This is a genomic window from Enterobacter cloacae complex sp. EB5 (genome assembly GCF_031432835.1).
GTDB lineage: Bacteria > Pseudomonadota > Gammaproteobacteria > Enterobacterales > Enterobacteriaceae > Enterobacter > Enterobacter hormaechei_C.
The window spans coordinates 2,921,544-2,947,420 of the sequence record NZ_CP133860.1; the positions used below are offsets into that span (position 1 = coordinate 2,921,544).

Here is a 25,877-nt window from a genome sequence, read left to right on the forward strand (position 1 = left end):
CATAACCTCACGCACTCTGGCATACGCCGCCTTTCGGAACTAGACCAGTGGGTAATAGTGCGATCCCTCTTTTCACCCCGGCTCCGCTACGCTAGCGGCAGAGCCTTGTTGATGCGCCATTTCGGGTAAGCGTCTGTATACCAAAACCCCGACAATGTATTCCAATAGTAACATTTTGAATCTATGGTTCAACATGATTTTGATTCGACTTGGCACCCAACAGCACGAATGTCAGGTCTTCACCGTTAGGCATTGCGCTCAACACCATGCCAACAAACGACCGTTTTCTGGCACCTCTTCGCAGGTATCTTCCGGGATGTTGAAAAATTAGCCTTGGCAATTGTTGGCAGGCGTCCTATTGTTGACACCGTTTTCTGACAGGTATTGAGAGGTGTTGAGAATGGCGATTTTTGGCTACGGGCGTGTTTCGACATCGCAGCAGGATACTGAGAACCAGCGTCTGGAACTTGAACAAGCTGGGTGGGCGTTCGACTTTTGGTTTACTGATGTTGTTAGCGGGAAAACCCCTGCTATGCAGCGCAAAGCATTTTCAGAGTTGCTGGGCAAGATCAGGGACGATGAAACACTGGTTGTTGCAAAACTCGACCGTTTGGGGCGTGATGCTATTGATGTGCTACAGACAGTCCGAATGCTATCTGATCGCGGCATCAAGGTGATAGTCCATCAACTTGGGAATACTGATCTGACCTCTGCTGCCGGGAAACTGCTATTGTCGATGTTGGCGGCTGTAGCTGAGATGGAGCGTGATCTACTGATTGAACGCACTCAGGCGGGGTTATCACGAGCAAAAGCCGAAGGCAAGAAATTGGGCAGACCTTCTAAAATCGCACCAGAAGCCCGTAGGGCGATTATAGAGAAAAAGAATAGCGGAACTAGTATCAGTGCGTTAGCGCGTGAATACGGTGTTTCTAGAGCTACTATTACCGCTACCTTTGATTAATCTTCAATGTTCACATACCTGATTGGCAGGTTTGATAAACCAATGCTTCAATTTCTTGCGGTTTTTTTGCAGCCATGTCTTTGTAAACCATGCCAGCAAGTGCATGGGCAAAAACAATATTACTCTCAGTGATGCCGGGTTTGCCTCTGAGATCTTCAATTTGTTGTTGGTAGACAGAAGCTGGGTTGTGTTCGTCTCGCCCGATGGCAATATTTTTTGCCATCGTTGACCATGCAGTGCAGACAGTATCGTTAGCATATCTCTTCAACGAGCTTTCCAACACCTTATCACCTGTAATGGCATGCTGCGCCCACGCTGAATTGTTGGCGATAAACTTTTTGGAGCCAGTGGCAATACCGTATTCGATGCGAATGCCATTATCGTGATAGCTACCGTCAGCGTCTTTACTCGCCAGTTTTAAAGAAACACGACAGCCTGGAATTGTTTTATGTTCTTTAACTGAAACAAAGACAGTATCCGTGTCGCACTCAGCAAAGCTGTATTCAGGGTTCACGTATGTATTTGTTTTAACCAATAACCCGGTTAGTCCGTCTTTGTAGCCTTTTGCTGGCAGTGTTTTAAAGGCGTTCCGATCGCCATTTTTTATCGCTTCCCGAAAGTGATCCATCCCAATACGGGTTGCCAGTTGATCAATGCTCTCTGCTGCATAAGATGCAGATGACGCAGCGATTAATATAATGGTCAGCACAGACTTGGCTGAAAAACCGGGCTTACTAAGCCGTGTTTTTGACATGTTTTATCCCTCAGAATCCACCCCAGCGGTGTCAGTTATCGCATCATAGACCATTGATTTAAAATGTCACTATTGGAGCGTGGCTCTTTAGTGGACATCTGCGCAAATTCAGGTCATGAAAATGACCCTGAGAAAACTGTTTGGACAACGAGTAAAAGAGCTGCGTATAGCGACCGGAATGAGTCAGGAAGCCTTTGCCGATCGGTGTGGATTTGCTCGTAGCTATATGAGCCGCATTGAACGCGGTGGCTCTAATGCGTCTTTGGATGCGATTGAGGTGCTGGCTTATGCTCTGAGTGTTGAGCCGTGGCAACTGTTGGTATCTGATTCATCTGAAGATAACGACCCTGAACTGTTGGTTCCATACGCGGCCGATGGTTCCTGTTTTCACCCCGGTTTGGCGAGCACCCGTGATGGCTCGTTTGGCGTAGGTGATAAAACGGCTCAGAAGCGTTTTGGCACATTTCCCGAGGCTCTTGAGTATCTCCGTAGCATGGAGACAGCAAAATGGCGTAGGCCTAATCCTAGCGGCAACTGGGGTATTGTTTCGGCAGTGCGGTGGGACAAATTGAGAAAGTGACGTAAGTGTAAGTTTATAAATTCTGGGTGCTGTGTTAATGAACAGTATTCTTTGGCAAAAGGTGAGCCTTCTTTGAATCAGTCTCACTCTTCTGTAAGAGTCGACTAAACATCGAGAACCAGGTGCGTTACGTAGGCGTTACAGTGGCGTTTCACTTCTGCAATGGAGAGCGTTTTTGAACAATAATCGTTTAATATCATATAGTTTACTAACCTGTCTGAGTGATCTTGAATTACTGTCGCTTCATTCCGAAATTTTAACGCAGTTGCGTTTGAGAGGTATCATTCGCACTAAGAACAATCCTGTAGGTGACTATGCCGAATGGCTAGTTTCTAAGGCGTTATGTATGACTCTTCTCAGCAATTCATCTGCTGGTGCTGACGCCATCGACACTGATGGCAAGAAGGTTCAGATCAAAGCGAGGAGAGTCACGCCGGATAATCCTTCCCGACAACTGAGTGCATTGCGTAACTATGAAGCTGCCGATTTTGATTATTTGATAGCCGTTATTTTCGATGAAACTTACAACGTTCTTGATGCCTACAAAATCCCACATGAAGTAATACGAGATTACGCTCGGCATAGTGATCACGTTAACGCACATATCGTTAACCTCAAGGGCGCGATTCTTACTGATCCCCGAGTCAGTTCCATCAAAGAAGACTTGATTGTCAGGAGTTCAGCTTCAGCCAATGAAGCGCCTATGCAAACCCTTCCACCCGAACCTATGGAAGAGGTTTTGAATCAACAAGAGAAGATAACGAGTAGTGCTACCCTGGCCAGACTCCTTAAGACTATCGGGATGGAGTGCTTCGTAAACTACTACCATCATTTTGCCGATTCAAATTTATCAAGCGCTGATATCATTGAGCAAATGCACTCACGTGAGGGGTATACAGAGAAAAGTTGCCGGGGCCGTCTCGGTAAAGCGCGAAAAGTGATCAGGGATGGTTTAAGTATTAAAGCTTTGACGTTGATCGCTGACTCTGGGCGAATACAAGATTCTGTCAGAGGTGACGCGCTAAAACTTATCAGCGTTTTGGAGTGAAGCGGTTTGCAAAACATTGTAGTTCCTCCAACAAAACCCTCCTACAATGCATCAAGTTTTTGATAATAAATCCATGGGATTACGAGAACTTTGGAGCGGGGGCGATTTCCCTTCGCCCGCTCCAGATCTCTCCCCTTGTTGCAAAACACCGCCAGCTACTGGCTTAATGTGTTTCGCTATCAACAACTTACTTAACATAAGTTGTCTATTATCGTTCTACCATTGAACGACGATCTACCAACAAGAGGTACACTGTTAGTTGTCACGGATAGTTACTATGGAAGTAAGAGTATAACTATTCGACGGCGGCAGTTCCAACCTCACACCGCGATAGCACAACGTGAAGGAAAAGCCTGGTCCGGGCATTGTCTCTTACACCAGATTGATCATACGCATTTAAGCCCGATGTGCGGCCTTGTGGCTGCGTAAACAGGTGAATAGTGGTATTGCTCCGGTAGCTACAGATCCGGCTCTGCCAGCGCTTCGCTCACGCTCCTAACGGTACACGAGTGACCTGCCCCCACGATTAGATACAACACTCAGTTAGTAACGTCGGAATCTTCATTCTCAGAATGACCCTTTCTCCAGCCCGCTGCAAATTCAGACGGTGTCTGATAATTCAGCGTGGAGTGCGGGCGGCATTCGTTATAATCCTGCCGCCAGTCATTAATAATTTTCCTGGCATGAACGATATCGCTGAACCAGTGCTCATTCAAACATTCATCGCGAAATCGTCCGTTAAAGCTCTCAATAAATCCGTTCTGCGTTGGCTTGCCCGGCTGGATTAAGCGCAACTCAACACCATGCTCAAAGGCCCATTGATCCAGTGCACGGCAAGTGAACTCCGGCCCCTGGTCAGTTCTTATCGTCGCCGGATAGCCTCGAAACAGTGCAATGCTGTCCAGAATACGCGTGACCTGAACGCCTGAAATCCCAAAGGCAACAGTGACCGTCAGGCATTCCTTTGTGAAATCATCGACGCAGGTAAGACACTTGATCCTGCGACCGGTGGAAAGTGCGTCCATGACGAAATCCATCGACCAGGTCAGATTGGGCGCCGCCGGACGGAGCAGCGGCAGACGTTCTGTTGCCAGCCCTTTACGACGTCTTCTGCGTTTTACGCCCAGGCCACTGAGGTGATAAAGCCGGTACACGCGCTTATGATTAACATGAAGCCCTTCACGGCGCAGCAACTGCCAAATACGACGGTAGCCAAAACGCCTGCGCTCCAGTGCCAGCTCAGTGATGCGCCCTGATAAATGCGCATCAGCAGCCGGACGGTGAGCCTCATAGCGGCAGGTCGACAGGGATAAACCTGTAAGCCTGCAGGCACGACGTTGCGACAGACCGGTCGCATCACACATCAACATCACGGCTTCCCGCTTCTGGTCTGTCGTCAGTACTTTCGCCCAAGAGCCACCTGAAGCGCCTCTTTATCCAGCATGGCTTCGGCAAGCAGCTTCTTGAGTCTGGTGTTCTCTTCCTCAAGCGACTTCAGGCGCTTAACTTCAGGCACCTCCATACCGCCATACTTCTTACGCCAGGTGTAAAACGTGGCATCGGAAATGGCATGCTTGCGGCAGAGTTCACGGGCGGGTACCCCAGCTTCGGCTTCGCGGAGAATACTGATGATCTGTTCGTCGGAAAAACGCTTCTTCATGGGGATGTCCTCATGTGGCTTATGAAGACATTACTAACATCGGGGTGTACTAATCAACGGGGAGCAGGTCACTGCTATTGTCTGAAATCTGATTCAATGGACAAACATCATGTGGAATGCTGTAAAGTTCATCAGTATGATTGCTTGCACAATCAGCGATTGGGAAAACACTTCTGGGAGATAAGGGACGAGACGATATGAAAGTGACTGATGAGGCTTTGTTACGTTCAGGGTTTACGCAGCCCGAATTGCAGAAAATAAAAAGTAACATTGAAAAATATGGAGGAACGCTTGGAGAGGCCATAAATGACCTCGCCAGGCGATTTGTTACCTTGGCGGGAGTGGTGGCTGTGTGTGCCTTAATCCTACTGCTACTTATCGTCTTCAGCTCACCTGATAGAGCAGTTGCATGGGGGCTGGCGATGATCTTTGGGGTTGCCATTATGTCCTTCGCGCAGCCGCCGATAATTTCCTATAAATCCTGGCGTTACCGAAAAACTATCAAGGATTAACTGGTTCCATTTTCGGTTGTCAATAGATCGAAAATCACTTTTGCTTTAACACCATAACCGACAATCTTCATTGTTAGCTTAGGAGTGCTCATTGTGCTGACTTTGCGATAGTAATCGTGTGGAAGCCAGCGAAATAATCTCCAGGCTCCAGTTTTTCGAGCGAGTCCTACAATGCTGTACACACTGGCACCAAGAGTAACACCATTATAGAGAGCCAAGCCCGTGTTAGGATTAAATCCCATGAACTGGGCCGTATGCATCGCGGAGTCAGCAATGATACCTTGCGAGGGTTTATTTCCTTCTGGCTGATCAAAGTTGAGCACTTCTTTCGTTAATCCGTTCATTCCATCGGCAATCAGGACTGCCCCAGCCAGCATACCAATCGGCCCCATAGTGGATAACATCATAAAGCCACCAAAGAGAACCACGCCTGATAGCACCACATTTACAGCGGATATAACATAACCGACGATTTTATTATTTTCCTTAACAAATTCGACCTTCGCGTAAAGCTGTGCGGCTCTGGTTCTTAACAGGCGTTCTTGTTCGTGTAGATTATCTGTTTCGGCACGCAGATTTTTGATGCATGCAATGCATTCTTCATCGGTTTTGGCCCGTCGTGCAGTTTCAAATTCTTTATCTACAACCTGTTTTATTTCTTCGACAAACTTGATTCGTGTAAGACCATCTTGCAAATAGAATGCTGACAGCCGATTTGCTGTTTCGACGAGTTTCCGGGCTTCAAGATTCACCATGGTATCTGACCATGTTCTGTTCCAGCCCCTGTTGAGCAACGCAATATCCATTAAAGACTCCTTCCCAAAATGTGTCTGGTCATTTTACGTGCAATAAGGTCGAAGGCAACAGGAAGTATTTTCACAACCCGCCCCCGTGGGTGTCCCGTCTCTTTATCCTCCCGGTTTACATCCTCCTGCTTAAAATATCCCCGGCTCTGTTGGAGCACGGTCAGGCAACTAATTATGACGCTAACTATTTTTCTGGGGTTTGTATGAAATATCCTGGTGTTGCCACTGCGTCACACCGCTTTGCTTACGTTGCAATTTGCCTCGCTTTATTGCAACAGGCACAACGCTCTCTTTTCGTAGTAAAAAGCCTTCTTCTCCTAAACTACGAATCACCCATGGCATAACACGCTAAGTTGCACATTTCCTGTACCCTGGATACCCTGAGATTAATCCTAATAAATCAAGGGTGAGTATGGCTACCGGGAAGAGAAAAAACCAAAAGGAATCACCTGAAGAAGAGTTAGATCGCTTGCTGGATGAGCTTGAACTCACAGAGGAGCAACGGGAGTTTATTGAATCCATGCGGGAGGATAAGGGGGATCCCTGTGAGGAGTAACGCTTGCCTTCAGCTGAACGAATACGAATGGCCGCATAACGGCATTGTAAAGATCTCCTCTCCTCACGAGGACTTTCCGTCAGCGTCGATGGCTCAGCGTACTGTGCCAGAAATTGTCCTGAAATGATGCGGTATTCAGACCGGATCGGACTACTATTCATTATGATTTATCAATGCATTATAGCCTGACGATGTGCATGTAAAATCGCGGAGCCGGGAGAGTTGACGGCAATGTAAAAGAAATCATGAGGAAAGAAATATGGCTGCTACAAACGGTATGATTGATACTGATGACGCTGTAATTTTACTCATCGACCATCAGAGTGGCTTATTCAACACGGTACGTGATGTGCCTGTACCAGACCTTCGTAATTACGTGACAGCGATAGCCAAAGTTGCCACGCTTTTAAATATCCCGGTGATCACCACGGCCTCTGTTCCTGACGGTCCCAATGGCCCGCTCATCCCGGAAATTCACAAATATGCACCCCATGCCGTGTATGTTCCACGCACCGGGCAGATTAATACCTGGGATAATCCGGCGTTTGTGAAGGAAGTGGAAAAGACGGGCAGAAAGACCCTGATTATTGCCGGCACGCTCACCAGCGTCTGCATGGCGTTCCCTGCGGTTAGCGCTGTCCAGGAAGGGTATAAGGTTTACTGTGTTGTGGATGCCTCGGGGAACTGGTCCAAAATCGCGACCGATACCACCATCGCGCGCGTGGCTCAGGCGGGGGCGATCCCTACCGATACGTTTGCCATTGTCGCTGAATTAATGAGAACCTGGAACCGCGCGGAAGGCTCACGCTTTGCTGAGATCCTGGCAGAGCATGTCTGTCCGGAATATAAGTGCCTGATTGAAAGTTTCGGCAAAGCTCAGGAAATTGCCAGAACGGGCCCGGAAACCAATCTGGAGCATTATAAGTAAGGCCGGATAAACCTGAACAAAGTTCCTGGATTTTACCGTCCTGTACCTGAGTGTATTACAGGTGCAGGACGTAGCGGCGTCGTATTCCGGACGTCGCAGAATTGTCAGAGATATCAAGAGGGGCTGAACCGCGCATAATTTAAAATTAAACCCTCTTTCTTTTTACGTCATCAGGCGCCCCTGTTATATCTGTCGGCAAATTTTTTATTTCCCGGATCGCAGATGAAAACACGACTCCTCCTGTGCGCGGGCTTATTTGCCGCCTCCAGTGCCCATGCCAGCGCCCTCTATTTTTATGAAGCCGGCACCGAAGATACCGCGCTTGCCGGAGCAGGGCAGGCGGCTCGTGCGCAGGACGCCTCGACAATCATGACTAACCCTGCTGGCATGACGCACCTGCCGGATCATATGGTCACCGGTGGGTTACAGGTTATGGATGGCTCCATCGACTACCAGCTGGATAACGATGCCCATCAAAGCCCCGGCGACGTGGTGAAAACCATCCCGAATGCCAGCGCCTTTTATAGCCAGAAGATAAACGATGATCTTTATGCCGGGATCGGGCTTTACGGTAATTACGGGCTGGGGATCGATTACGGTAGCTGGGCGGGCGACAGGCTGATTAAAAAGAGCACCCTGGTCGCAATGACGCTCAGTCCGTCACTGGCATACAAGCTCAACGTCCGCCTCTCAATAGGGGCGTCCGCCAACGTTAATTACGGTTATTTCTCGCTGACCCGCAACGTTAATGATAATGACTATCGGCAGCATGATGAGGACTGGGCCATGAGCTATCGGCTTGGGTTACTCATGCAACTGACCGACCAGACGCGAGCCGGTATTACATGGAACAGCGAGACGAACTATCGCTACTCTGTTAACGGCAAAGCTCGCATGCAGAATGGCGCCTACGACCTGCCGGTGTCGGCACAAATCAGCGCCCCGCAGCAAATCATGCTCAGTCTTGTGCATGATATTAACCCGCGGTGGTCGGTTATGGGCGATCTCGGCTGGCAGGACTGGAGCCAGTTCGGTGCGCCGCAAATCGTCGTTGGGGATCGGCAACTGAACAACGTCAGCCGCCTGAAGGATACGTGGCACGGCGCGGTGGGCGTGCAGTATCGTCCAACACCTCAGTGGCGACTGAATGCCGGTGTGGCGTTCGATAGCTCGCCGTATGAGAGCCAGAGTGATGTGGCCTTAACCTTACCCACCGGCGATGAGTGGCGATTTGGCACGGGAGCCCAGTATCAGATCACCCCGGCCAGCAATATTGGTATTGCCGTGTCGTATCTTCATATGCAGTCGTCGCATGTGAAATCCCCGACGGCGTTTGCCGGAAGTTACGATCATCCTTATCTTTGGTTTGCCAGCGTCAACTACAGCTATCAGTTTTGATCGGCTAACCGCTTAAAATATATGGTCTATAATGGCAGATATTGAATGTCAGAAGGTTGTACCATGCATATTTTACCGCCTGTTCGACCCGAAAAATCCATCGAACGACTGACCGCCATCCTTGAGCCGATAGCGGAGAAAGTGCACGTTGTTCCGCGTAAGCGACTCACCTGGTTACGGAAGGGGAAACAGCAGATGTACCTCTTTCTGGAAGGGGAGTTGTCCCTGCTGCGGGCTTCGGATGGACTGGTGGTAGTGACCGTTTACGAGCCGCATTTGTTTGGTATTGCAGAGATGATCCAGCCTACGCAGGGGCATCTTCTCCGTGCCGAAAGGGAGTCGACTATTTTACGTCTCGATGCGGACAAGGCGGCTGAGTTGTTTCGCGCCGAGGGCGTCTGGGAGGATGTCGCCGCGCTGCTCTCATACCATACGGCCTATTTAATATTCCGTGATGCCCAGGTACTCCAGCAGCGTACCTATTCCGTTATTCGTAACCACCTTCAGGAAATGATTTTGCTCCCGGAAGAGACGCGTCTGCGTACCACGATTCTGGAATATATTCAGGATCGTACGCTGCTCTCTCGCAGCAGTATACTCAATGTATTATCCGCCCTTAAGCAGGGCGAATATATCGCCTTTAAGCGCGGTGGATATCTGCTTGAGGTCAGACATTTACCCGAGTCATTCTAGCGAAAGTTTAAAATTAAACAGAAATGGAATTAACGCTGCCGTTAATTTTCTATATCGTTTGCTTTCTCAGATTTAACTTTATCAAGTAAACGGTATTTTTATGAAAAAGACAGTTATCGCATTGATTATGGCTAATGCATTTACCGCCACTTCCGCGTTCGCCGCTGCTGATGCGGGCACCTGGTATAGCGGGGCGAAATTCGGCTGGTCTCACTATTTTGATACCAATATGGGTTCAAAAGCGTTTGAGAACACGCATTCCGACCACTTCGATTTTGACCATGATAATGTCGGTGGGGGTGTTTATACGGGTTATCAGATTACCCCATGGCTTGCGGTAGAAGGCGGTTATGATTATTTAGGCAACATGCAGATTAAAGGTCAGCATGGCGCCGGGGCGCAAATGAAGACGCAGGGCCTGCAAATGTCTCTGAAGGCCAGTTATGCCCTGACCAATGACTGGGATATTTACGGCCGTGCCGGCGCAATGGGCTATCGCGCTGAATCCGATGTAAGTGGTCACAATCGTTTTGAAACCGGTGTGCGCCCGCTTGCAGCCGTGGGTACTGAATACGCTTTCAATAAAAACTGGGCGGGTCGCCTGGAGTATCAGTGGGTAAGCAACGTGGGCAATGTTAACCAGATTGGCGTAAGCAGCGACCTGAGTTCCGTCACCGCAGGGCTTAGCTATCGCTTTGGTCAGTACGACTGATGCCCGTGATATGCCCATTAATAAAAACCCGGCTGCTTATATTGCCGGGTTTTTTGTTTTCAGCTGGTGGATAACGGTTCAAGAATGATATGAATATTTTGCAGGCCCGTGACATTATTATCTTTCAGGTATAGCTGATTGACCATATCTAACTGTTCCAGTTTGGTCAGCGAGGCATAGACGCGTTGAACGTCACTGTCCGCAACAAAAATTTCTTTTGCGGTGGTGTCCTGTAGATACTGTGATTTTACGCTACGCGTTAAGGTCTCGATCTGCTGTTTATTTTCCTGATAAAGAGACACGATATGCGATATCTGTGCCTGCGGCGGTTTTTCCCCCGGCAACACCAGTGGAATTTGCAGATGATTAATTTTTTCAACATTGTCTGGTTGGGGAGAACTACAGGCTGTTAATGTGCTGAGGGTTAATACAGTGAAAAAGAACGGCAGGCTCTTCATCGAATTACTCCGGGGAAATAACTGGACTCAGCATTATCCCTTAAGGACGCAGCGACGAAAGAATAAACTTATTTATTTATAAACGTTATTTTCATAGGTTAAAGATAAGCCTGGTGATAGCCTCCTTTCCCCCCATGTACCGCCAGCGTGAATATAACGCCTCGAGGAAGTATGAAATTTAAAACGCTCGTTAGTGCGATGGCCGTTGCTGGTCTGCTATTAGTCTCGTTGACCTCATTGCCTGTCCTGGCACAAAAGGAAGGGAAGGGAGCCACTGCCCATACGAAAGAGATGAATGATGCACTTTATGGTCAACTGCCCTTCTTTGATAAGACCGATTTCCGAAATGCGCACAAAGGCTTTATTGCCCCGCTGCCACCCGCGGTGATTAAAGGCGAAAAAGGCGCCGTTATCTGGAACCCCCGGAAATACGCTTTTATCAAAGAAGGGCAAAAAGCGCCGGATACCGTCAACCCGAGCCTGTGGCGTCAGGCGCAGCTGAATAATATTGGCGGTCTGTTTGAGGTCACGGAAGGCGTCTACCAGATCCGCAACCTCGATCTGTCGAATATGACGATTATAGAGGGCAAAGAGGGGATCACGGTTATCGATCCGCTGGTGTCTGCGGAAACGGCCAAAGCGGGCATGGATCTTTACGTTAAACATCGTGGCAAACGCCCGGTTGTTGCCGTTATTTATACCCATAGTCATGTCGATCATTATGGCGGCGTGCGTGGCGTAGTCGATGAAGCGGGAGTGATGACCGGCAAAGTGAAAGTCTATGCTCCAGCAGGTTTTATGGAAGAGGCGGTATCGGAAAATATCATGGCCGGAAATGCCATGAGCCGCCGTGCCAGTTATATCTACGGAAACCTGTTAAAGGCCAATGTAAAAGGTCAGGTAGGGGCGGGTCTGGGGACGACCACCTCAGCCGGGACGGTCACGCTTATCGCGCCCATTCACGCCATTACCAAAGACGGGCAGAAAGAGATCATCGACGGTCTCACCTATGATTTTATGCTGGCGCCGGGGTCGGAAGCGCCGTCTGAAATGCTCTGGTATGTGGAAGAGAAAAAGCTGATTGAAGCAGCAGAGAACGTCACTCACACCCTGCACAATAATTACTCGCTGCGCGGGGCGAAAATACACGATCCGCTGGCATGGTCAAAATACATCAATAACGCCCTCGATCGTTGGGGGGATAAAGCGGAAATTATTATCGCGCAGCACCACTGGCCCACATGGGGTAATAAGAAAGTGGTGAAGCTGATGAAAAGCCAGCGTGATATCTACCGCTATATCAACGACCAGACGCTGAGGCTGGCGAATAAAGGGCTGACGAGGGATGAGATAGCCGCTAATTTCGCCCTGCCTTACGGGCTGGCGAAATCCTGGGCAGGCCGTGGCTATTACGGCTCGGTAAGCAACATTGTCAAAGCCACCTATGTCTACTATCTTGGCTGGTTCGACGGCAATCCGGCGACGCTCAATGAACTGCCTCCGGTCGAGGCGGCGAAAAAATATGTCGATTACATGGGCGGAGCCCGCGCGATCCTTGAAAAAGCCCGGGTTGATTATGCCCGGGGAAATTACCGCTGGGTGGCGCAGGTGATGAATAAAGTCGTTTTTGCCGATCCCAATAATAAGGCGGCGCGCGAACTGGAAGCGGACGCGTTTGAGCAGCTGGGATACCTGGCTGAGTCAGGACCCTGGCGTAACGCCTACCTCACCGGTGCGCAGGAGTTGCGTAACGGCGTGAAGAGGATGCCGACGCCCAATACCGCCAGCCCGGATGCGGTCCGTGCCATGACGACTGAGATGATTTTTGACTACTTCGGCGTTCACCTTAACGGCGTCAGAGCCGCGAATGCCCGAGGGATTTTTAACGTTGATCTGGGCCGCGAGGGCGGCAGGTACAAGCTGGAGCTGGAGAATGGCGTGCTGAACCATAGCGCCAACGCTCAGGCAGAAGATCCGGATGCAACCATTACGCTCAGCCGCGAAACGCTGAATAAAATCATCCTCAAAGAGACCACGTTGAAAAAGGCGCAACAGGCAGGAGAGGTGACGATCGTCGGCAATGCCGCGAAGGTAAACGAAATGCTGCGCTGCATGGAGAGCTTCAGCTTCTGGTTTCCTGTCGTCACCCCTTAAACGTAATAAAGGCTGCTTTCGCAGCCCTTTAGCATTCGCCTGCAACAGTTTGCCAGGTGTGGCGGCTTCGCCTTACCCGGCCTACACTCTGCGCGCCTTGAGCGCTAGATGACGCCATCCCCGCCGTCTGAACACCACACCTGCCCGGAGGTGTATGAACACTCATCCGAGGCCAGGGTGACATACAGCGGTGCGATCTCCACGGGCTGTCCCGGGCGTCCCAGAGGGGTACTCTCGCCAAAGTGTTTCACTTTTTCCTGTGGCTGCCCACCGCTGGGCTGAAGCACGGTCCAGTAAGGTCCCGGCGCTACCGCATTCACGCGTATCCCTTTCGGCCCCAGCTGTTTCGCCAGCGCTTTGGTAAACACCGCGAGACAGGCTTTGGTTTGCGCATAGTCAAGCAGTACGGCGCTCGGTTTCACCGCCTGTACAGATGAGGTGTTAATGATGGAAGCGGGGGCTTTCATGTGGCGCAACGCCGCCTTTGTGATCCAGAAAGGCGCATAGACGTTGGTCTTAAAGGTCGCGTCAAAATCTTCCGTGGTCAGTTCTTCCAGCGACTCACGATACTGCTGGCGGCCTGCGTTATTCACCAGGATATCCAGCCCGCCCAGTTTTGAGACGGCCTGCTCCACCAGGTTCTGACAAAAAGTTTCGTCCCGCACATCGCCCGGAAGCGCGACGGCGTTCCGTCCTTCCGCTTTAATCAGGGCGATGACTTCCGCTGCGTCTTCTTCCTCTTCCGGCAAATAGTTAATGGCGACGTCTGCCCCTTCGCGGGCATAGGCAATGGCTACCGCGCGTCCGATGCCGGAATCGCCCCCGGTAATTAGCGCCTTCTTACCGGCAAGACGACCATGCCCTTTGTAGCTCTTCTCGCCGTGGTCGGGTACGGGTTCCATCTCAGAGGCCAGGCCCGGTGGCGTCTGGGGCTGCTCCGGTAAAGGTGGCGTTGGGTAAGCGTTCGTACGTTGTTCATTATCACTCATAGCTAACTCCTTGTTAGGGGTGAGATTTGATGGATAGTTACAGCGTTAACGCTTCGCTGAATTATTTTTGCAAGTGGCTGACCCGCACTACGGGTGGGGATGATTTTTTATCGAGCGAGCCGCTAATACTGATCATGTTGTCAGGTTCCACGGTTCTGTCGTCAAATACGGCTTTCGGGATAATAACGTCGATTTTCCCTGTTTTATCCTGGAATACGTATTTATCGCCATTGCCGTCAATAAGATTGCCGCGCAGTGAAATTGAGGCGCCATCATGCATCTCTTTCGCCTGAGTAATGGTCATAATGCGCGCATCATCGGTACCACGATAACCGCTGTCCAGCGCATGCGGCGGTGGCGGCGCGTCACCCTTTTGTAACCCGCCGTTATTATCTGCCCATGCAGAAGGGATAATTAATATTAACAAGGCTGAAATCACTGATAATTTCATCTGATATCCTTCATTTTGGATGTCTTGACTTATTAAGTATTGTTGCTATTCCTTTATGTGGCAAATGTGATAAGTCTTAAAAGCATTTGCACAGCAAAATCAAAAATTTCGGCAATTAAGCGAAACGGTGACAACAGCCATGGAACCAAAAAATGAAAAAGTGCCTGGGATAAAAGAGAGTAACCGTTTACTGACGTTTGAGTACGCATTTCGTCAGGTGGGTTTTATTGTGCTGTTAGCTATTATCGTGGCGGCAATTGCCGGGCTGTTTTCAAGCGGCGTGGTCAGCGACGTGGAGAAAACAAACGATGCAAAATCCCTGACCCTGAACTATGAGCGCTTCGGTCGCCGCCAGACCGAGTCGCGGATGGCGGTGACGTTTCCGGTGACGTCTGAGGGGAAATATACCCTCAGCCTGACCAGCGAAAGCAGCGACGCGTATGAGCCAGGCAGCGTCTGGCCACAGTCGGACAGCATGTACAGCCGGGGAAATACCCTGTTTCTCGTCTACGATCGTTTACAACAGACCGATAAATTTACCGTTGTATTATTCATCACGCCGTCAAAAGCAGGGAAGTGGACAAACAGCATCCGCGTAAACAACGAGCCAGATATCCGTTTCTGGCAGTTTATTTACCCCTAGGAGTCAAATATGGACATGGTTTTTCGTGCCCTGGCAATTTACCTGTTTCTGGTCATGGTGTTTAAAGTTGCCGGGCGACGCGCCCTGCTACAAATGACCAGTTTTGACCTTATTTTACTCTTAATTATCAGTGAAGCGACACAACAGGCGCTGCTTGGCGAAGATTTTTCCGTCACCGGCGCGATGATTACAATAACAACGCTGGTGGTGGTTGATATTATTTTTGGCCTGCTGAAGAAATATTTTTCCACCGTTGAGAATATTCTTGATGGCACGCCGGTGATATTGGTGGAGAACGGTGTTCCCCTCGCCGATAAACTGAAAAAGGTGGATGTATCCTGTGATGATATATTGGTATCAGCCCGCCAGAATCACGGTATTACAGAATTGAAGGAGATTAAATACGCTATTCTTGAGCGTAATGGTCATATTTCTATTATTCCTGACGAAAATTGAGGGGCAATGCGATGAGCAATCTTATTCACGACAGCAACAGCACCATCAGCGAGCTGACGAAAAAGCTCGCCACTCAGCTTACGGACAGAGGTTTGCGGTTAACCACCGCAGAATCCTGTACCGGGGGCAACCTCGCGGTTGCGCTTTGTGCCGAAGAGAACACGGCGGAATTTTATGACGTTGGCATGGTGGTGTTCAGCGATGCGGCGAAGGAGCGGATCCTCGGCGTGCGGCACGAAACCATTGAGCGCTTCACCGCCGTCAGTGAACAAACGGTGACCGAGATGGCCGCTAAAATTCGCGAAATTGCCGAGGCGGATATTGGCCTTGCCATCAGCGGCTATGCGGGACCGGAAGGCGGAGACGATGGCACCGCAGCCGGTACGGTCTGCTTCGGCTGGAATATTCGCGGGCAGACGGAAACCCGCACCGTGCTGTTTTCCGGTGAATGTCAGGATGTGGTGGATAAAGCGGTGCGTTATTCCCTGTCTGAACTGATCGAAATACTCTCCGGCTGGGATAACGTCTGAAACAAGGGGAAAGGCTATGGCTGTGATCGTTATTACCGGGGGTACGGCGGGCGTGGGGAAAGCCACGGCGCTGCACTTTGCCAAAGCGGGCTACGATGTGGGCATCATTGCCCGCGACGAGCAGAGCCTGCGCTCCACAGAAGAGGAGTTGCGCCGTTTCGGGATCAACGCCTGCGCCGTTCAGGCCGACGTGGCGGACAGCAAGGCGGTGACCGATGCTGCTAACGAGATTGAATACCGGCTTGGGGCCATCGATGTGTGGGTGAATAACGCCATGGGCGGGATGCTGGCGCCGTTTCGCACCATGTCGCCTGAGGAGTTTCGCCGCGTCACCGAGGTGACCTATCTGGGCTATGTTAACGGTACCCGCGCCGCGCTGGAGTTAATGACCCCACGCGATCGCGGAACGATTATTCAGGTTGGCTCCGCGCTGGCCTACCGCTCCATTCCCTTGCAGTCAGCCTACTGCGGGGCGAAAGCCGCAATCCGCGGATTTACCGATGCCGTGCGCACCGAACTGATGCATGAAAACAGCCGGGTGCAGATCGCAATGGTACAGATGCCGGGCCTCAATACGCCGCAGTTCGAGTGGGCGAGGAATAAATTTGCCTGGGCGATGCGCCCGGTTCCCCCGTTTTTCAGCCGGAAGTGGCAGCCAGCGCTATTTTTAAGGTGGCGCAGAAACCGGTGCGGGAACTGTGGGTGGGCAGCAGCACCGTCCAGTCGATTGTCGGGCAATTTCTTTTCCCCGGCTTTCTGGACCGGCTGATGGTTAAAAAGGCCTGGGAAGGGCAGATGACCGATACGTTAAATGCGGATGACCGTCAGGACTATCTGGATCAGCCGGTCAACGACCTGCATAAAATCCACGGACACTTCACCGACGAAGCAAAAGAGCGCGCCACCAGCGTCACCTCCGGCATGCCGGGGAAAGTGCTGCTAGGCTCCCTTGCCGTCACGGGCGCGATTGTGGCCCGTCTGCTGCTCTCGCGGAGACGATAATCAGCGCAGTGCGGTACGATCGGTCCAGAACCAGCGGTAGCCATAGCCGCTGAGGTTAAGCGCGACGGTTTTGCCGCACACCAGCGCGTCGTTGTAGCGTTTGTCCGCCAGGCAGGCGGTCCAGGTCGCATGCCGGATCCCTCTGGCGGTAAAATTAACGGGCTTATCGCTGAAGTTAACGAAGGTCAGAATGCTGCGCGTGTCGGTTTCGTAATAGATCCCCAGCACCGCATCGCTGTCGATATTAATAAGACGAAACGGCGCGACGCCGATCTCAGGGAACTCCGAGCGCGTATTGGCGATATCGATAATGCAGTGCAGGAGTGAGTTGCGGTGCAAGAGCGAATCCGCCACGTTGATTTTTTGATAGCGGTACGGGCCATGGTCAATCATCGGGGCGATAAAGGTTTCCGGGTCGGCGTCTGAGAAACCGCCGCCTTGCGATCCGGCCCACTGCATCGGGGTGCGTACGGCGTAACGCTCCTCCAGATCCAAATCATCCCCCATGCCAATCTCATCCCCGTAGCGCATGACCGGTACGCCCGGCAGCGAAAACAAGACCGCATGGCAAAAGGCCAGCCGCTTTCGATCGCCATTAAGCATCGGCGCCAGACGGCGGCGGATACCTCGCTGATACACACTCATCTCTTCGTCAGGGGCAAAGGCATCAATGACGGTCTGCTTCGCTTTTTTACCTATCCCTTCCAGATCCAGCTCATCGTGATTGCGCAGCCAGTTGGCGAAGCAGCAGGAGTCCGGCGGCACAATCATCTTCTTCACCGCGTTGCGCAGCGGTCGTGCGCTCTTCTCTGCCAGGCTGACGTAAAAGTACTTATTGAGCCAGAAATTCAGCACCAGGTTGAGCCGGTCGTTCTGACCAAAATAATCTTTGTAGGCCTCGACCTCCACGTCGACTTCGCCGAGCAGGATCGCGTCCGGGTTACGCTGCTCGATAAGACGGCGCAGATGCTCCAGGATCCACAGGCCGCGTTTTTCATCCCCACGTCCGGCCTGTTTTGTCAGGTGCGATGCCGCATCCAGGCGAAAGCCCGACACCCCGAGCTTTAGCCAGAAGATGATGATGTTTTCAACCTCCTTCAGCACCGCAGGGGAGGCCAGATTGAGATCCGGCTCGTGGTGATAAAACATATGCCGGTAGTATTGCCCCGCCTCGTCGTCCCATGTCCAGATGCTCTTCTCCACGCCGGGGAACATCGGCGGCGTATCGTCGTCGTCCGTGTCGGACCACAGATAATAGTCACGGTAGGGTGACTGGGGGTTGCGGCGGGCCTGTTGAAACCAGGGATGCGCATCCGAGGTATGCTGGATAAGCAGCTCAATAATGACCTGCATCCCCAGCTCCCGCGCCTGTTCAATAAAGGCGATGATATCGTTGAGCTTGCCGAAGCGGGGATTGACCTGCAAATGGTCGCTCACATCATAGCCTTCATCGAGAAAAGGCGTGAGGTAAAACGGGGTGATCCAGATGACCGTCGCGCCCATCCGGCGGATGTAACGCAGCTTCGCGGCGATTCCGGCGATGTCGCCACAGCCATCGCCGTTAAGATCGTAAAACAGGGCGGTATCAATCTGGTAAATAATGGCGCGTGTATGCCAGCCTGCCATAGCAATCCTTAATGATAACCTTCGGTATCAGACACTTTGCCCCGGAAGACGTAGTAGCTCCAGGCGGTATAAACCAGGATCACCGGGATGATTAACAGCGTGCCGATCAGCATAAACAGCTGGCTGGCAGGCGGCGCGGCGGCTTCCCACAGGGTGATGTGCGGCGGAATAATGTGTGGCCACAGGCTGATGCCCAGGCCGCTAAAGCCGAGGAAGATCAGGCCCAGCGTTAACAGGAACGGACGGGCATGGCTGTCGGGATTGCGCGTCAGCCGCCAGATCCACAGGCTGAATACCGCCACCAGAACCGGAACCGGCAGGAACCAGAAGAAGTTGGGCAGAGTAAACCAGCGCTCGGCGACAAACTGCCAGCCGAGCGGGGCCCAGATACTTACCACCGCAATAACGGCAATCAGCGCCAGCAGAACGTGGCGGGTCAGCTCGCGCATCCGGTTTTGCAGCGCGCCTTCGCTTTTCATGATCAGCCACGTGGTAGCCAGCAGGGTATAGGCGACAATTAAGCCCAGCCCGCAGAACAGATTAAACGGGGTGAACCAGTCCAGCGAGGAGCCCACAAAGCGACGCCCTTCCACGTCAAAGCCGTTAATCATCGCGCCGACCACGATCCCCTGGCTGAAGGTTGCCAGCAGGGAACCGCCGGCAAAGGAGTAGTCCCAGAATTTGCGGTGGGAAGGGGTCGCCTTAAAGCGAAACTCAAACGCCACGCCGCGGAAAATAAGCCCGATCAGCATGGCCGTCAGCGGGATGGTCAGGGCATCGATGATTACCGCGTAGGCCAGCGGAAACGCGCCGAACAACCCTGCGCCGCCGAGGACCAGCCAGGTTTCATTTCCGTCCCAGACCGGGGCGACGCTGTTCACCATCACGTCGCGCTCTTTGGCATCGCCCACAAAGCTGAACAGCATGCCGATACCGAGATCGAAACCGTCCATGATGATGTACATCAGCGTGGCGAAGACAATAATGGCAAACCAGATGACCGGGATATCGACGCCCATCAGATCTTCTCCTCTTCCGGAACAGACTCGGCGGCGGACAGCGGACGGGCAGGGGTGCCCGATGTATTAGACGTTAGCGTGCCCACAGGCTGCGGACCTTTCTTAATCAACCGGGCGAGATACACATAACCCACGCCAAATACCGAACAGTAGACCACGATAAAGGCCAGCAGGCTGATGCTCATCTGCAACGTGCTGTGCAGAGACACCGCATCTATCGTGCGCAGATAGCCGTAAACGACCCACGGCTGGCGGCCCACTTCGGTGGTGACCCATCCGGCGAGCAGCGCGAGCAGTCCGGCTGGCCCCATACAGAGGGCAAACCAGTGGAATGGCCGCGAGTGATAGAGACGACGGCGATAGCGCAGCCAGACGCTCAGTACGCCAAGGGTAATCATCAGCAGCCCCATGCCGACCATAATGCGGAAAGACCAGAAGACGATGAGCGAGTTCGGGCGGTCCTCTTTCGGGAAATCCTTCAGCGCCGGGACCTGTTTATCCAGGCTGTGCGTCAGGATCAGGCTGCCGAGCGCGGGAATTTCAAGCCCGTATTTGGTGCGTTCCTCGTCCATATCCGGTACGCCAAACAACAGCAGCGGGGTGGCCTCGCCGGGCGGGTTTTCCCAGTGGCCTTCAATCGCGGCGATTTTGGCAGGCTGGTGCTCGAGCGTATTCAGGCCGTGCATATCCCCGACCACGGCCTGAATGGGCGCGACCAGCAGCGCCATCCACATAGCCATGGAGAACATTGTGCGAATAGCGGGCGTATCGTTACCGCGCAGCAGATGCCATGCCCCGGACGCGCCCACAAACAAGGCGCTGCACAGGAAGGCGGCGATGGACATATGGATCAGGCGGTAAGGGAATGAGGGGTTAAAGATAATGGCCAGCCAGTCTTCGGGAATGACCTGACCATTCTGAATACTGAAGCCCTGCGGGGTGTGCATCCAGCTGTTGGAGGCGAGGATCCAGAAGGTGGACATCAGCGTGCCCAGCGCCACCATGCAGGTGGCAAAGAAGTGCAGGCCGGGGCCGACCTTGTTCCAGCCGAACAGCATCACGCCTAAGAAACCAGCTTCCAGGAAGAAGGCGGTTAACACTTCATAGGTGAGCAGAGGGCCGGTTATGCTGCCTGCGAACTGAGAAAAGCCGCTCCAGTTAGTCCCAAACTGGTAAGCCATCACCAGCCCGGAAACCACGCCCATACCAAAGTTAACGGCGAAAATTTTCAGCCAGAAATGGTATAGCGAGCGCCAGACATCATTTTTGGTGCGAAGCCACATGCCTTCGAGAACCACCAGATAGCTCGCAAGCCCAATGGTGATTGCCGGGAAGAGAATATGAAAAGAGACGGTAAAGGCGAACTGTATCCTGGCCAGATGAAACGCATCAAGCTCGAACATGCTCCGTACCTCTGGAACTGATAGCGCACAAGGCATTGCCAGGCAGCTTCAGGCTGCCTGGCAAAACCGGTTACGGTTTTTTCTTACCTGCGCCAAGCTCGGCACCGGTAAGCGGATCGGCATTGGGGTCGGATTTCGTGCGTGCGCACATCGCTTTGAGCAGCGTTTCCTGCTCTGTAGTGAGCGTTACGCTTGCGCCGCCGTCACCGCCATCGACCGCTGGCTGAGGAGATTCCACGTAGTCGAAGTGCTTATCGCTGTTCCAGCTGCCGCGAACTTCTCCCCCCTCAGACATATTGTAGTACTTGTTGGTGTACTCTTCGATTGGCGGCAATTTACCCGGTGGGAAATTGTTACGGATCGACTGGAGTGCCTTCTCAAACGAGAGCTGGTGTGCTGCCTCACGCGTCATTAAAAACGCCAGCGCATCTTTAACACCCGGATCATCCGTTACGTTAATAAGCCGTTCGTAGATAATTTTGGCGCGCGCCTCGGCCGCTATGTTAGAGCGCAGATCCGCGGTAGGTTCGCCAATGGTATCCACATATGCCGCCGTCCACGGTACGCCCCCGGAGTTGGTCAGTGGCGTACCGCCGCCGTAGAGCAGGGAGGTGATATGACTGTCGTTGCCGTTCTCGGTCATGGAGCGGTACAGTTCCGCTTCATTTTCAACGCCTTCCGCCAGTTCACCTTTCGCACCCTTATTCAGCATACCCACCAGGGTGCCGATAATTTCCAGGTGACTTAACTCCTCGGTCGCGATATCCATCAGCATATCTTTACGACCGGGATCGTCGTCGCTCAATCCTTGCGTAAAGTAACGACATGCCGCGGCAAGTTCGCCCTGTGGCCCGCCAAACTGCTCAAGCAGAAGATTGGCCAGGCCCGGATTCGGTTCGGCTACGCGTACCGTGTATTGCAGCTGTTTTACGTGTCGAAACATACTTTCTCCCTCTTTCGTTATTTTTTAGCTTCAACGCCGTCCGCGTCGGAGCGCAGCAGGAACTGTTCCGTCGTCTGTGGAATATGCTGGAGCAGCCAGTCTGCCATCTGGCGCTCTTCTTCCAGAATGGACTCAATGGCAGGAATGGACGCGGTATCGCCCGCTTGTTTGGCCGCAGCCAGCAGAGAGGTGTAGCAGGCAATTTCAAACTGCTCAAAAACGTAGCCGCTAATGGAGCCTTTAACAATTTCGTCGGAAGGGAACATGCCGCCAATGGACTGGCCGAGCGCCGCCATTTTGCTCATGGAATCTTTTATGACCGAACGGGAAATATCATTGCGGTCGAGAATTTCTTCCAGCACGGTAATTTGGTGTTTAGTTTCATTAACGTGTTGTTCAATTCGTGCACGTAAGTCGGGATAATTATCAATACGGCTGGCCATTGATTCCAGCATGGATTCGGCTTGCTTTTCCATCGCATGGGCATCGCGTAGCCAATCATGGTAGTGTTCTACATGATTCATAATTAACTCCTGTGATTTATTTTCTGGTTAATTTTTGGTGCTGATGCTCATCAAATTATTATTTATCCTTTCTGGGCTTTTTGATTAATATTGCCGACAGCCAGATCGGTTAATTTGAGATCGGTTTCTTTTTCTTCTTCCAGCGTTTCGGCAAGAAGTTTAACGGCTTTTTTATAGCCTAATTGTTCAGCCAGGGTGGCCAGGGTGCCGTAGCTGGCAATTTCGTAATGTTCAACTTTCTGAGCTGCGGCAATTAATGCAGCGTCACGCACTTCATTTTTCTCAGTGCTCTCAATAACTTCGTTGGCTTCTTCAATTAAGCCTTCCATCGCAACGCATTTCATACGCTTCAGTTTGAGACCGGATTCCTGCTCAATAATCTGATCGATACGTTCGATCTGTCCCTGCGTCTCTTCGAGGTGAGCCGTGAACGCGGCACTCAGCTTCTCGCTGGATGCGGCGCGGGCGAGTTTGCCTAGCGCACGGGTCAGCTGCTTCTCAGCGCTGTAGGTGTCGGATAACAGGTGAATAAATACATCTTCAACAGTTTTCATATTCATATTTTCGCTCCAGTGAAATAAAGGGAAGGTACTGCGAGCCGACGGGCCCGCAGCATGCTCTCGGTATATTTATAAGAGCTTTAAATAAGATCAGGAGTTATCAGATTTACGGCCCCCGCCGTGACTGTTCTGTCCCCCTTTCTTACCCGCTTCAGATGCGCGTTGCGGATCGTTTTTGAAATTACCGCCGCTGTGCTGGCCGCCTTTACGTCCAGCTTCTGATGCTTTTTCACGGTCTTCAGCGAAATTACCGGAACCACCACGATGTTGCTCTGCCATATATCAACCCTCATGTTGCGTTTATGTCAGGAGATACGATAAGTAATTCGTATCATTTGTCGTTCAGGAATTAACATTAGTCGTTATGTGAGAAGAGTCAAATTTCTTGTCTGGGTTGTTTTGCGGTAATTTTGCAGGGAGTGAAGAAATACCGCTTCGTTACGAAGTTTAAAAACGGACGGGAAATCCATCAGTTACATGAAAATAAATCCGGAGGTTAGGATTGCGCTTAGCTAATAATCCTAATGTGAACGTGGCGGGAATTATTACAAGAATTGACACAGCGCAAAAATATATCTTCGCAACGGGAGTTCTTGTGTTCGGAATAATCCTATGTGCGTGACGAAATAATGCGCTGAAAAGAGTGTGGCCAAACCTCGTTTTTGACGTGGTCAGGCGGATCGGGTGAGGGTATGCTTCTTTTGTCACCACAATAATTACAGAGGCAATGTCATGGATCAGGAGCTACTGGATGCGGGGTACCGGGCCTATACCGGTGAGAAAATCGATGTTTACTTCAACACCGGGATCTGCAAACACTCGGGCAACTGCGTGCGCGGCAGCGCGAAGCTGTTCGACCTGAAGCGTAAACCGTGGATCGCGCCGGATGAAGTAGATGCAGAAACGGTTGTGCGCGTAATTGATACCTGCCCGAGCGGTGCGCTGAAGTACCGCCAAAAATAAGCGAGGAACCATGGATATTCTTGAAGGCCATAACAAGTTTTACGTCAACGACGCCGAAGGCAATCAGGTAGCGGAGATTGTCTTTGTCCCGACCGGCGAGCATCTGAGCATCATCGAGCACACCGATGTGGATCCAAGCCTGAAAGGGCAGGGTGTGGGTAAACAGCTGGTGGCGAAGGTGGTAGAGAAGATGCGCGGTGAGAACCGTAAAATTATCCCGCTGTGTCCGTTTGCGAAGCATGAGTTTGATAATACGCGGGAGTATGACGATATTCGGGCGTAAAACAGATGCCCGGCATTGCGCCGGGCAGCATACTCAACCGACAAACATCACCGACACACACAGCACACCCACAATCAGCGTCAGCAGGTTACCGATGGAGCGGTACGGTTTTAATGACGGGATCAGGTACGTCGACAGCGTCGGCATGATGAACAGGATCATGGCGATAAGCGGACCGCTGATGGCGTAAATCATCGAGATGGCATTCGGGTTGATGCAGCAGACCGCAAAGGTAATCAGCGACACGCCGAGAATCGAAACCGCGCGGTTAAAAGCGCGACTTTTCTTCACACCCACCTGATTCAGCGACGATTTCACAATTTCCGTTGCCCCTTCAATCACGCCAAAATAGGTGCCGAGGAACGATTTCGACATCGCAATAATCGCCACGATAATGCCGGAAATGCCCAGCCATGCCGGGGACGAAGGCATCATCGACAGCGCGGACAGGATCGTCACCCCTTCCTCTTTTGCCGCCACGATATACGACGGTGGAATCGAAAGCAGGCAGCTGAACACAAAGAACAGCACGCTGAGGCAGATGATCAGGTACGCCACTTTCATGATTTTTTTGCATTTACCCATCGCCTCTTCACCGTATTTTTCGCGACGGTCTACGGCGAAGGTCGAGATGATCGGGGTATGGCTAAAAGCGAAAACCATCACCGGGATCGAAATCCACACCTGGTGCAGCGTATGCTGGTCGAAGGCCATCTGGCTGGTCAGCAGCGACGGCTGCCAGCTGCCCGTCAGATACAGCGAGACAAACAGGAAATAGGCGATCAGCGGAAAGACAAGGAAACCCATCACCTTAATGGTGATGTGCCGCCCCATCAGGAAGATCAGATTCAAAATCAGCACCACGCCAAAGCTCACCAGCATCCGCATGCCGGTATCTACCGTCATCCGTTTCGCCAGCTGTTCAGTGAGTGAGTTGGTTATCGCCACCGCGTAAATCAGAACTACCACAAAGAAGGCCACAAAATAGAGCGTGGTGATCAGGTTGCCGATCTTTTTGCCGTAGTAATGGGAAACGGCACCGGTGATCCCTTCGTTGCCTTTCGTCTTCGACGACAGAATAAATTGCGCCAGCGCTTTATGCGGCCAGTAGGTTAAGGGATACGCCACAAGGGCGGTGATCAGCAGGACAATCGCGCCAGCAGAGCCGAGCTGAATGGGCAAGAACAGGGTTCCTGCGCCCACGGCAGTGCCGTAGAGGGCGAAACTCCAGAGAGTCTCTTCTTTTGACCAAATTTTCGACATTA

The 25,877-nt window shown here is 51.8% G+C and carries 28 protein-coding genes and 2 pseudogenes; 16 read left to right on the forward strand and 14 right to left on the reverse strand.

The genetic code is table 11. The annotated features are described in order from the left end of the window. The first annotated feature begins 400 nt into the window (after window positions 1-400). Window positions 401-961 carry a recombinase family protein gene (locus RHN82_RS13985; protein ID WP_059347617.1) on the forward strand — a complete coding sequence of 187 codons (561 nt, stop codon included), beginning with the start codon at window positions 401-403 and terminating at the stop codon, window positions 959-961. A gap of 265 nt (window positions 962-1,226) precedes the next feature. On the opposite strand, the pseudogene RHN82_RS13990 reads toward RHN82_RS13985, so the two are convergent. Continuing rightward, a pseudogene (locus RHN82_RS13990) lies at window positions 1,227-1,715 on the reverse strand (hypothetical protein); the annotation flags it as partial. Window positions 1,716-1,836: 121 nt separating this feature from the next. On the opposite strand from RHN82_RS13990, the gene RHN82_RS13995 reads away from it, so the two are divergent. Then, the gene (locus RHN82_RS13995; protein WP_128753954.1) at window positions 1,837-2,295 is read left to right on the forward strand and encodes a helix-turn-helix domain-containing protein; all 459 of its coding nucleotides are present in this window, start codon (window positions 1,837-1,839) and stop codon (window positions 2,293-2,295) included. A 175-nt stretch (window positions 2,296-2,470) separates the two neighbouring features. After that, window positions 2,471-3,343, forward strand: coding sequence for a DUF6998 domain-containing protein (locus RHN82_RS14000; protein ID WP_059347613.1), 873 nt, complete (start codon window positions 2,471-2,473; stop codon window positions 3,341-3,343). 539 nt (window positions 3,344-3,882) lie between these two features. Here the strand turns inward: RHN82_RS14000 and RHN82_RS14005 are convergent. Next, window positions 3,883-5,003 (reverse strand): IS3-like element ISSen4 family transposase gene (locus RHN82_RS14005; protein WP_085950818.1). Its coding sequence is split into 2 segments (ribosomal slippage): window positions 3,883-4,745 and window positions 4,745-5,003, totalling 1,122 coding nucleotides; the frame shifts between segments, so codons are not numbered across the junction. A 197-nt stretch (window positions 5,004-5,200) separates the two neighbouring features. Here RHN82_RS14005 and RHN82_RS14010 point away from each other — a divergent pair. Further along, a complete protein-coding gene (locus tag RHN82_RS14010) occupies window positions 5,201-5,515 on the forward strand; it encodes a hypothetical protein (protein WP_047051840.1) in 315 nt (104 codons plus the stop codon). On the opposite strand, the gene RHN82_RS14015 is transcribed toward RHN82_RS14010, so the two are convergent. After that, on the reverse strand, window positions 5,512-6,321 hold the full coding sequence (locus RHN82_RS14015; protein ID WP_047051839.1) for a DUF4225 domain-containing protein: 810 nt from the start codon (window positions 6,319-6,321) through the stop codon (window positions 5,512-5,514). The two genes, RHN82_RS14010 and RHN82_RS14015, sit on opposite strands and share 4 nt — an antisense overlap. A gap of 412 nt (window positions 6,322-6,733) precedes the next feature. Here RHN82_RS14015 and RHN82_RS14020 point away from each other — a divergent pair, with 412 nt between their 5' ends. From RHN82_RS14020 to RHN82_RS14040, 5 genes are all read left to right on the forward strand, one after another. Next, window positions 6,734-6,877 (forward strand): hypothetical protein, encoded by a 144-nt coding sequence (locus RHN82_RS14020; protein WP_047051838.1) that lies wholly within the window; start codon window positions 6,734-6,736, stop codon window positions 6,875-6,877. A 259-nt stretch (window positions 6,878-7,136) separates the two neighbouring features. Then, window positions 7,137-7,805 carry an isochorismatase family protein gene (locus RHN82_RS14025; protein WP_023295377.1) on the forward strand — a complete coding sequence of 223 codons (669 nt, stop codon included), beginning with the start codon at window positions 7,137-7,139 and terminating at the stop codon, window positions 7,803-7,805. 222 nt (window positions 7,806-8,027) lie between these two features. Beyond that, window positions 8,028-9,203 (forward strand): OmpP1/FadL family transporter, encoded by a 1,176-nt coding sequence (locus tag RHN82_RS14030; RefSeq protein ID WP_047051837.1) that lies wholly within the window; start codon window positions 8,028-8,030, stop codon window positions 9,201-9,203. A gap of 63 nt (window positions 9,204-9,266) precedes the next feature. Next, entirely contained in the window at window positions 9,267-9,896 is a 630-nt protein-coding gene (locus RHN82_RS14035) for a winged helix-turn-helix transcriptional regulator (RefSeq protein WP_015571785.1), read from the forward strand. 100 nt (window positions 9,897-9,996) lie between these two features. Continuing rightward, window positions 9,997-10,608, forward strand: a complete 612-nt coding sequence (locus RHN82_RS14040) for an outer membrane beta-barrel protein (protein ID WP_045349700.1) — start codon at window positions 9,997-9,999, stop codon at window positions 10,606-10,608. A 59-nt stretch (window positions 10,609-10,667) separates the two neighbouring features. On the opposite strand, the gene RHN82_RS14045 is transcribed toward RHN82_RS14040, so the two are convergent. Next, window positions 10,668-11,066 (reverse strand): hypothetical protein, encoded by a 399-nt coding sequence (locus RHN82_RS14045; RefSeq protein ID WP_047051836.1) that lies wholly within the window; start codon window positions 11,064-11,066, stop codon window positions 10,668-10,670. 171 nt (window positions 11,067-11,237) lie between these two features. On the opposite strand from RHN82_RS14045, the gene RHN82_RS14050 reads away from it, so the two are divergent. Further along, window positions 11,238-13,220 carry an alkyl/aryl-sulfatase gene (locus RHN82_RS14050; protein WP_047051835.1) on the forward strand — a complete coding sequence of 661 codons (1,983 nt, stop codon included), beginning with the start codon at window positions 11,238-11,240 and terminating at the stop codon, window positions 13,218-13,220. Between the two features lie 104 nt (window positions 13,221-13,324). Here the strand turns inward: RHN82_RS14050 and RHN82_RS14055 are convergent, their stop codons facing one another. Together RHN82_RS14055 and RHN82_RS14060 are read right to left on the reverse strand one after the other, a co-directional pair. After that, window positions 13,325-14,209, reverse strand: coding sequence for an SDR family oxidoreductase (locus tag RHN82_RS14055; protein ID WP_310398342.1), 885 nt, complete (start codon window positions 14,207-14,209; stop codon window positions 13,325-13,327). A 61-nt stretch (window positions 14,210-14,270) separates the two neighbouring features. Then, window positions 14,271-14,660, reverse strand: coding sequence for a YdeI family stress tolerance OB fold protein (locus RHN82_RS14060; RefSeq protein ID WP_047051834.1), 390 nt, complete (start codon window positions 14,658-14,660; stop codon window positions 14,271-14,273). Between the two features lie 139 nt (window positions 14,661-14,799). Between RHN82_RS14060 and RHN82_RS14065 the strand changes: the two genes are divergently transcribed. From RHN82_RS14065 to RHN82_RS14080, 4 genes and pseudogenes are all read left to right on the forward strand, one after another. Further along, window positions 14,800-15,303 (forward strand): hypothetical protein, encoded by a 504-nt coding sequence (locus tag RHN82_RS14065; protein ID WP_047051833.1) that lies wholly within the window; start codon window positions 14,800-14,802, stop codon window positions 15,301-15,303. Between the two features lie 9 nt (window positions 15,304-15,312). After that, window positions 15,313-15,759: a DUF421 domain-containing protein gene (locus RHN82_RS14070; RefSeq protein WP_047051832.1), complete on the forward strand. Its 447-nt coding sequence runs from the start codon at window positions 15,313-15,315 to the stop codon at window positions 15,757-15,759. An 11-nt stretch (window positions 15,760-15,770) separates the two neighbouring features. Continuing rightward, the gene (locus RHN82_RS14075; protein WP_003862863.1) at window positions 15,771-16,289 is read left to right on the forward strand and encodes a 2-oxo-tetronate isomerase; all 519 of its coding nucleotides are present in this window, start codon (window positions 15,771-15,773) and stop codon (window positions 16,287-16,289) included. 16 nt (window positions 16,290-16,305) lie between these two features. Further along, window positions 16,306-17,291 (forward strand): annotated as a pseudogene (locus RHN82_RS14080) (SDR family oxidoreductase). Here RHN82_RS14080 and RHN82_RS14085 read toward each other — a convergent pair. From RHN82_RS14085 to RHN82_RS14115, 7 genes are all read right to left on the reverse strand, one after another. After that, complete coding sequence (locus RHN82_RS14085) at window positions 17,292-18,917, reverse strand: alpha-amylase family protein (RefSeq protein ID WP_047051831.1); 1,626 nt, start codon at window positions 18,915-18,917, stop codon at window positions 17,292-17,294. A gap of 8 nt (window positions 18,918-18,925) precedes the next feature. Further along, window positions 18,926-19,936 (reverse strand): cytochrome d ubiquinol oxidase subunit II, encoded by a 1,011-nt coding sequence (gene cydB / locus RHN82_RS14090; RefSeq protein ID WP_047051830.1) that lies wholly within the window; start codon window positions 19,934-19,936, stop codon window positions 18,926-18,928. Further along, on the reverse strand, window positions 19,936-21,339 hold the full coding sequence (locus RHN82_RS14095) for a cytochrome ubiquinol oxidase subunit I (protein WP_039269861.1): 1,404 nt from the start codon (window positions 21,337-21,339) through the stop codon (window positions 19,936-19,938). Before RHN82_RS14095 ends, cydB begins: the two co-directional genes overlap by 1 nt. 70 nt (window positions 21,340-21,409) lie before the next feature. After that, the gene (locus tag RHN82_RS14100; protein ID WP_047051829.1) at window positions 21,410-22,282 is read right to left on the reverse strand and encodes a manganese catalase family protein; all 873 of its coding nucleotides are present in this window, start codon (window positions 22,280-22,282) and stop codon (window positions 21,410-21,412) included. 17 nt (window positions 22,283-22,299) lie between these two features. After that, entirely contained in the window at window positions 22,300-22,806 is a 507-nt protein-coding gene (locus RHN82_RS14105) for a ferritin-like domain-containing protein (RefSeq protein ID WP_003862853.1), read from the reverse strand. Window positions 22,807-22,868: 62 nt separating this feature from the next. After that, the gene (locus tag RHN82_RS14110; RefSeq protein WP_045141955.1) at window positions 22,869-23,366 is read right to left on the reverse strand and encodes a ferritin-like domain-containing protein; all 498 of its coding nucleotides are present in this window, start codon (window positions 23,364-23,366) and stop codon (window positions 22,869-22,871) included. Between the two features lie 90 nt (window positions 23,367-23,456). Continuing rightward, window positions 23,457-23,645: a general stress protein gene (locus RHN82_RS14115; protein ID WP_022651794.1), complete on the reverse strand. Its 189-nt coding sequence runs from the start codon at window positions 23,643-23,645 to the stop codon at window positions 23,457-23,459. 453 nt (window positions 23,646-24,098) lie between these two features. Here RHN82_RS14115 and yjdI point away from each other — a divergent pair, with 453 nt between their 5' ends. Together yjdI and RHN82_RS14125 are read left to right on the forward strand one after the other, a co-directional pair. Next, entirely contained in the window at window positions 24,099-24,329 is a 231-nt protein-coding gene (gene yjdI, locus RHN82_RS14120) for a 4Fe-4S mono-cluster protein YjdI (RefSeq protein ID WP_047051828.1), read from the forward strand. A 10-nt stretch (window positions 24,330-24,339) separates the two neighbouring features. Continuing rightward, entirely contained in the window at window positions 24,340-24,612 is a 273-nt protein-coding gene (locus RHN82_RS14125) for a GNAT family N-acetyltransferase (protein WP_006811846.1), read from the forward strand. 33 nt (window positions 24,613-24,645) lie between these two features. Here the strand turns inward: RHN82_RS14125 and RHN82_RS14130 are convergent, their stop codons facing one another. Further along, window positions 24,646-25,875 (reverse strand): amino acid permease, encoded by a 1,230-nt coding sequence (locus tag RHN82_RS14130; protein ID WP_003862847.1) that lies wholly within the window; start codon window positions 25,873-25,875, stop codon window positions 24,646-24,648. Window positions 25,876-25,877: the final 2 nt, after the last annotated feature.

Bases quoted from the DNA above. Each gene is read 5' to 3' on its own strand.
- RHN82_RS13985 (WP_059347617.1), top strand. From the start codon at position 401: ATGGCGATTTTTGGCTACGGGCGTGTTTCGACATCGCAGCAGGATACT.
- RHN82_RS13995 (WP_128753954.1), top strand. From the start codon at position 1,837: ATGACCCTGAGAAAACTGTTTGGACAACGAGTAAAAGAGCTGCGTATA.
- RHN82_RS14010 (WP_047051840.1), top strand. From the start codon at position 5,201: ATGAAAGTGACTGATGAGGCTTTGTTACGTTCAGGGTTTACGCAGCCC.
- RHN82_RS14015 (WP_047051839.1), bottom strand. From the start codon at position 6,321: ATGGATATTGCGTTGCTCAACAGGGGCTGGAACAGAACATGGTCAGAT.
- RHN82_RS14020 (WP_047051838.1), top strand. From the start codon at position 6,734: ATGGCTACCGGGAAGAGAAAAAACCAAAAGGAATCACCTGAAGAAGAG.
- RHN82_RS14025 (WP_023295377.1), top strand. From the start codon at position 7,137: ATGGCTGCTACAAACGGTATGATTGATACTGATGACGCTGTAATTTTA.
- RHN82_RS14030 (WP_047051837.1), top strand. From the start codon at position 8,028: ATGAAAACACGACTCCTCCTGTGCGCGGGCTTATTTGCCGCCTCCAGT.
- RHN82_RS14035 (WP_015571785.1), top strand. From the start codon at position 9,267: ATGCATATTTTACCGCCTGTTCGACCCGAAAAATCCATCGAACGACTG.
- RHN82_RS14040 (WP_045349700.1), top strand. From the start codon at position 9,997: ATGAAAAAGACAGTTATCGCATTGATTATGGCTAATGCATTTACCGCC.
- RHN82_RS14045 (WP_047051836.1), bottom strand. From the start codon at position 11,066: ATGAAGAGCCTGCCGTTCTTTTTCACTGTATTAACCCTCAGCACATTA.
- RHN82_RS14050 (WP_047051835.1), top strand. From the start codon at position 11,238: ATGAAATTTAAAACGCTCGTTAGTGCGATGGCCGTTGCTGGTCTGCTA.
- RHN82_RS14055 (WP_310398342.1), bottom strand. From the start codon at position 14,209: ATGAGTGATAATGAACAACGTACGAACGCTTACCCAACGCCACCTTTA.
- RHN82_RS14060 (WP_047051834.1), bottom strand. From the start codon at position 14,660: ATGAAATTATCAGTGATTTCAGCCTTGTTAATATTAATTATCCCTTCT.
- RHN82_RS14065 (WP_047051833.1), top strand. From the start codon at position 14,800: ATGGAACCAAAAAATGAAAAAGTGCCTGGGATAAAAGAGAGTAACCGT.
- RHN82_RS14070 (WP_047051832.1), top strand. From the start codon at position 15,313: ATGGACATGGTTTTTCGTGCCCTGGCAATTTACCTGTTTCTGGTCATG.
- RHN82_RS14075 (WP_003862863.1), top strand. From the start codon at position 15,771: ATGAGCAATCTTATTCACGACAGCAACAGCACCATCAGCGAGCTGACG.
- RHN82_RS14085 (WP_047051831.1), bottom strand. From the start codon at position 18,917: ATGGCAGGCTGGCATACACGCGCCATTATTTACCAGATTGATACCGCC.
- cydB (WP_047051830.1), bottom strand. From the start codon at position 19,936: ATGGGCGTCGATATCCCGGTCATCTGGTTTGCCATTATTGTCTTCGCC.
- RHN82_RS14095 (WP_039269861.1), bottom strand. From the start codon at position 21,339: ATGTTCGAGCTTGATGCGTTTCATCTGGCCAGGATACAGTTCGCCTTT.
- RHN82_RS14100 (WP_047051829.1), bottom strand. From the start codon at position 22,282: ATGTTTCGACACGTAAAACAGCTGCAATACACGGTACGCGTAGCCGAA.
- RHN82_RS14105 (WP_003862853.1), bottom strand. From the start codon at position 22,806: ATGAATCATGTAGAACACTACCATGATTGGCTACGCGATGCCCATGCG.
- RHN82_RS14110 (WP_045141955.1), bottom strand. From the start codon at position 23,366: ATGAATATGAAAACTGTTGAAGATGTATTTATTCACCTGTTATCCGAC.
- RHN82_RS14115 (WP_022651794.1), bottom strand. From the start codon at position 23,645: ATGGCAGAGCAACATCGTGGTGGTTCCGGTAATTTCGCTGAAGACCGT.
- yjdI (WP_047051828.1), top strand. From the start codon at position 24,099: ATGGATCAGGAGCTACTGGATGCGGGGTACCGGGCCTATACCGGTGAG.
- RHN82_RS14125 (WP_006811846.1), top strand. From the start codon at position 24,340: ATGGATATTCTTGAAGGCCATAACAAGTTTTACGTCAACGACGCCGAA.
- RHN82_RS14130 (WP_003862847.1), bottom strand. From the start codon at position 25,875: ATGTCGAAAATTTGGTCAAAAGAAGAGACTCTCTGGAGTTTCGCCCTC.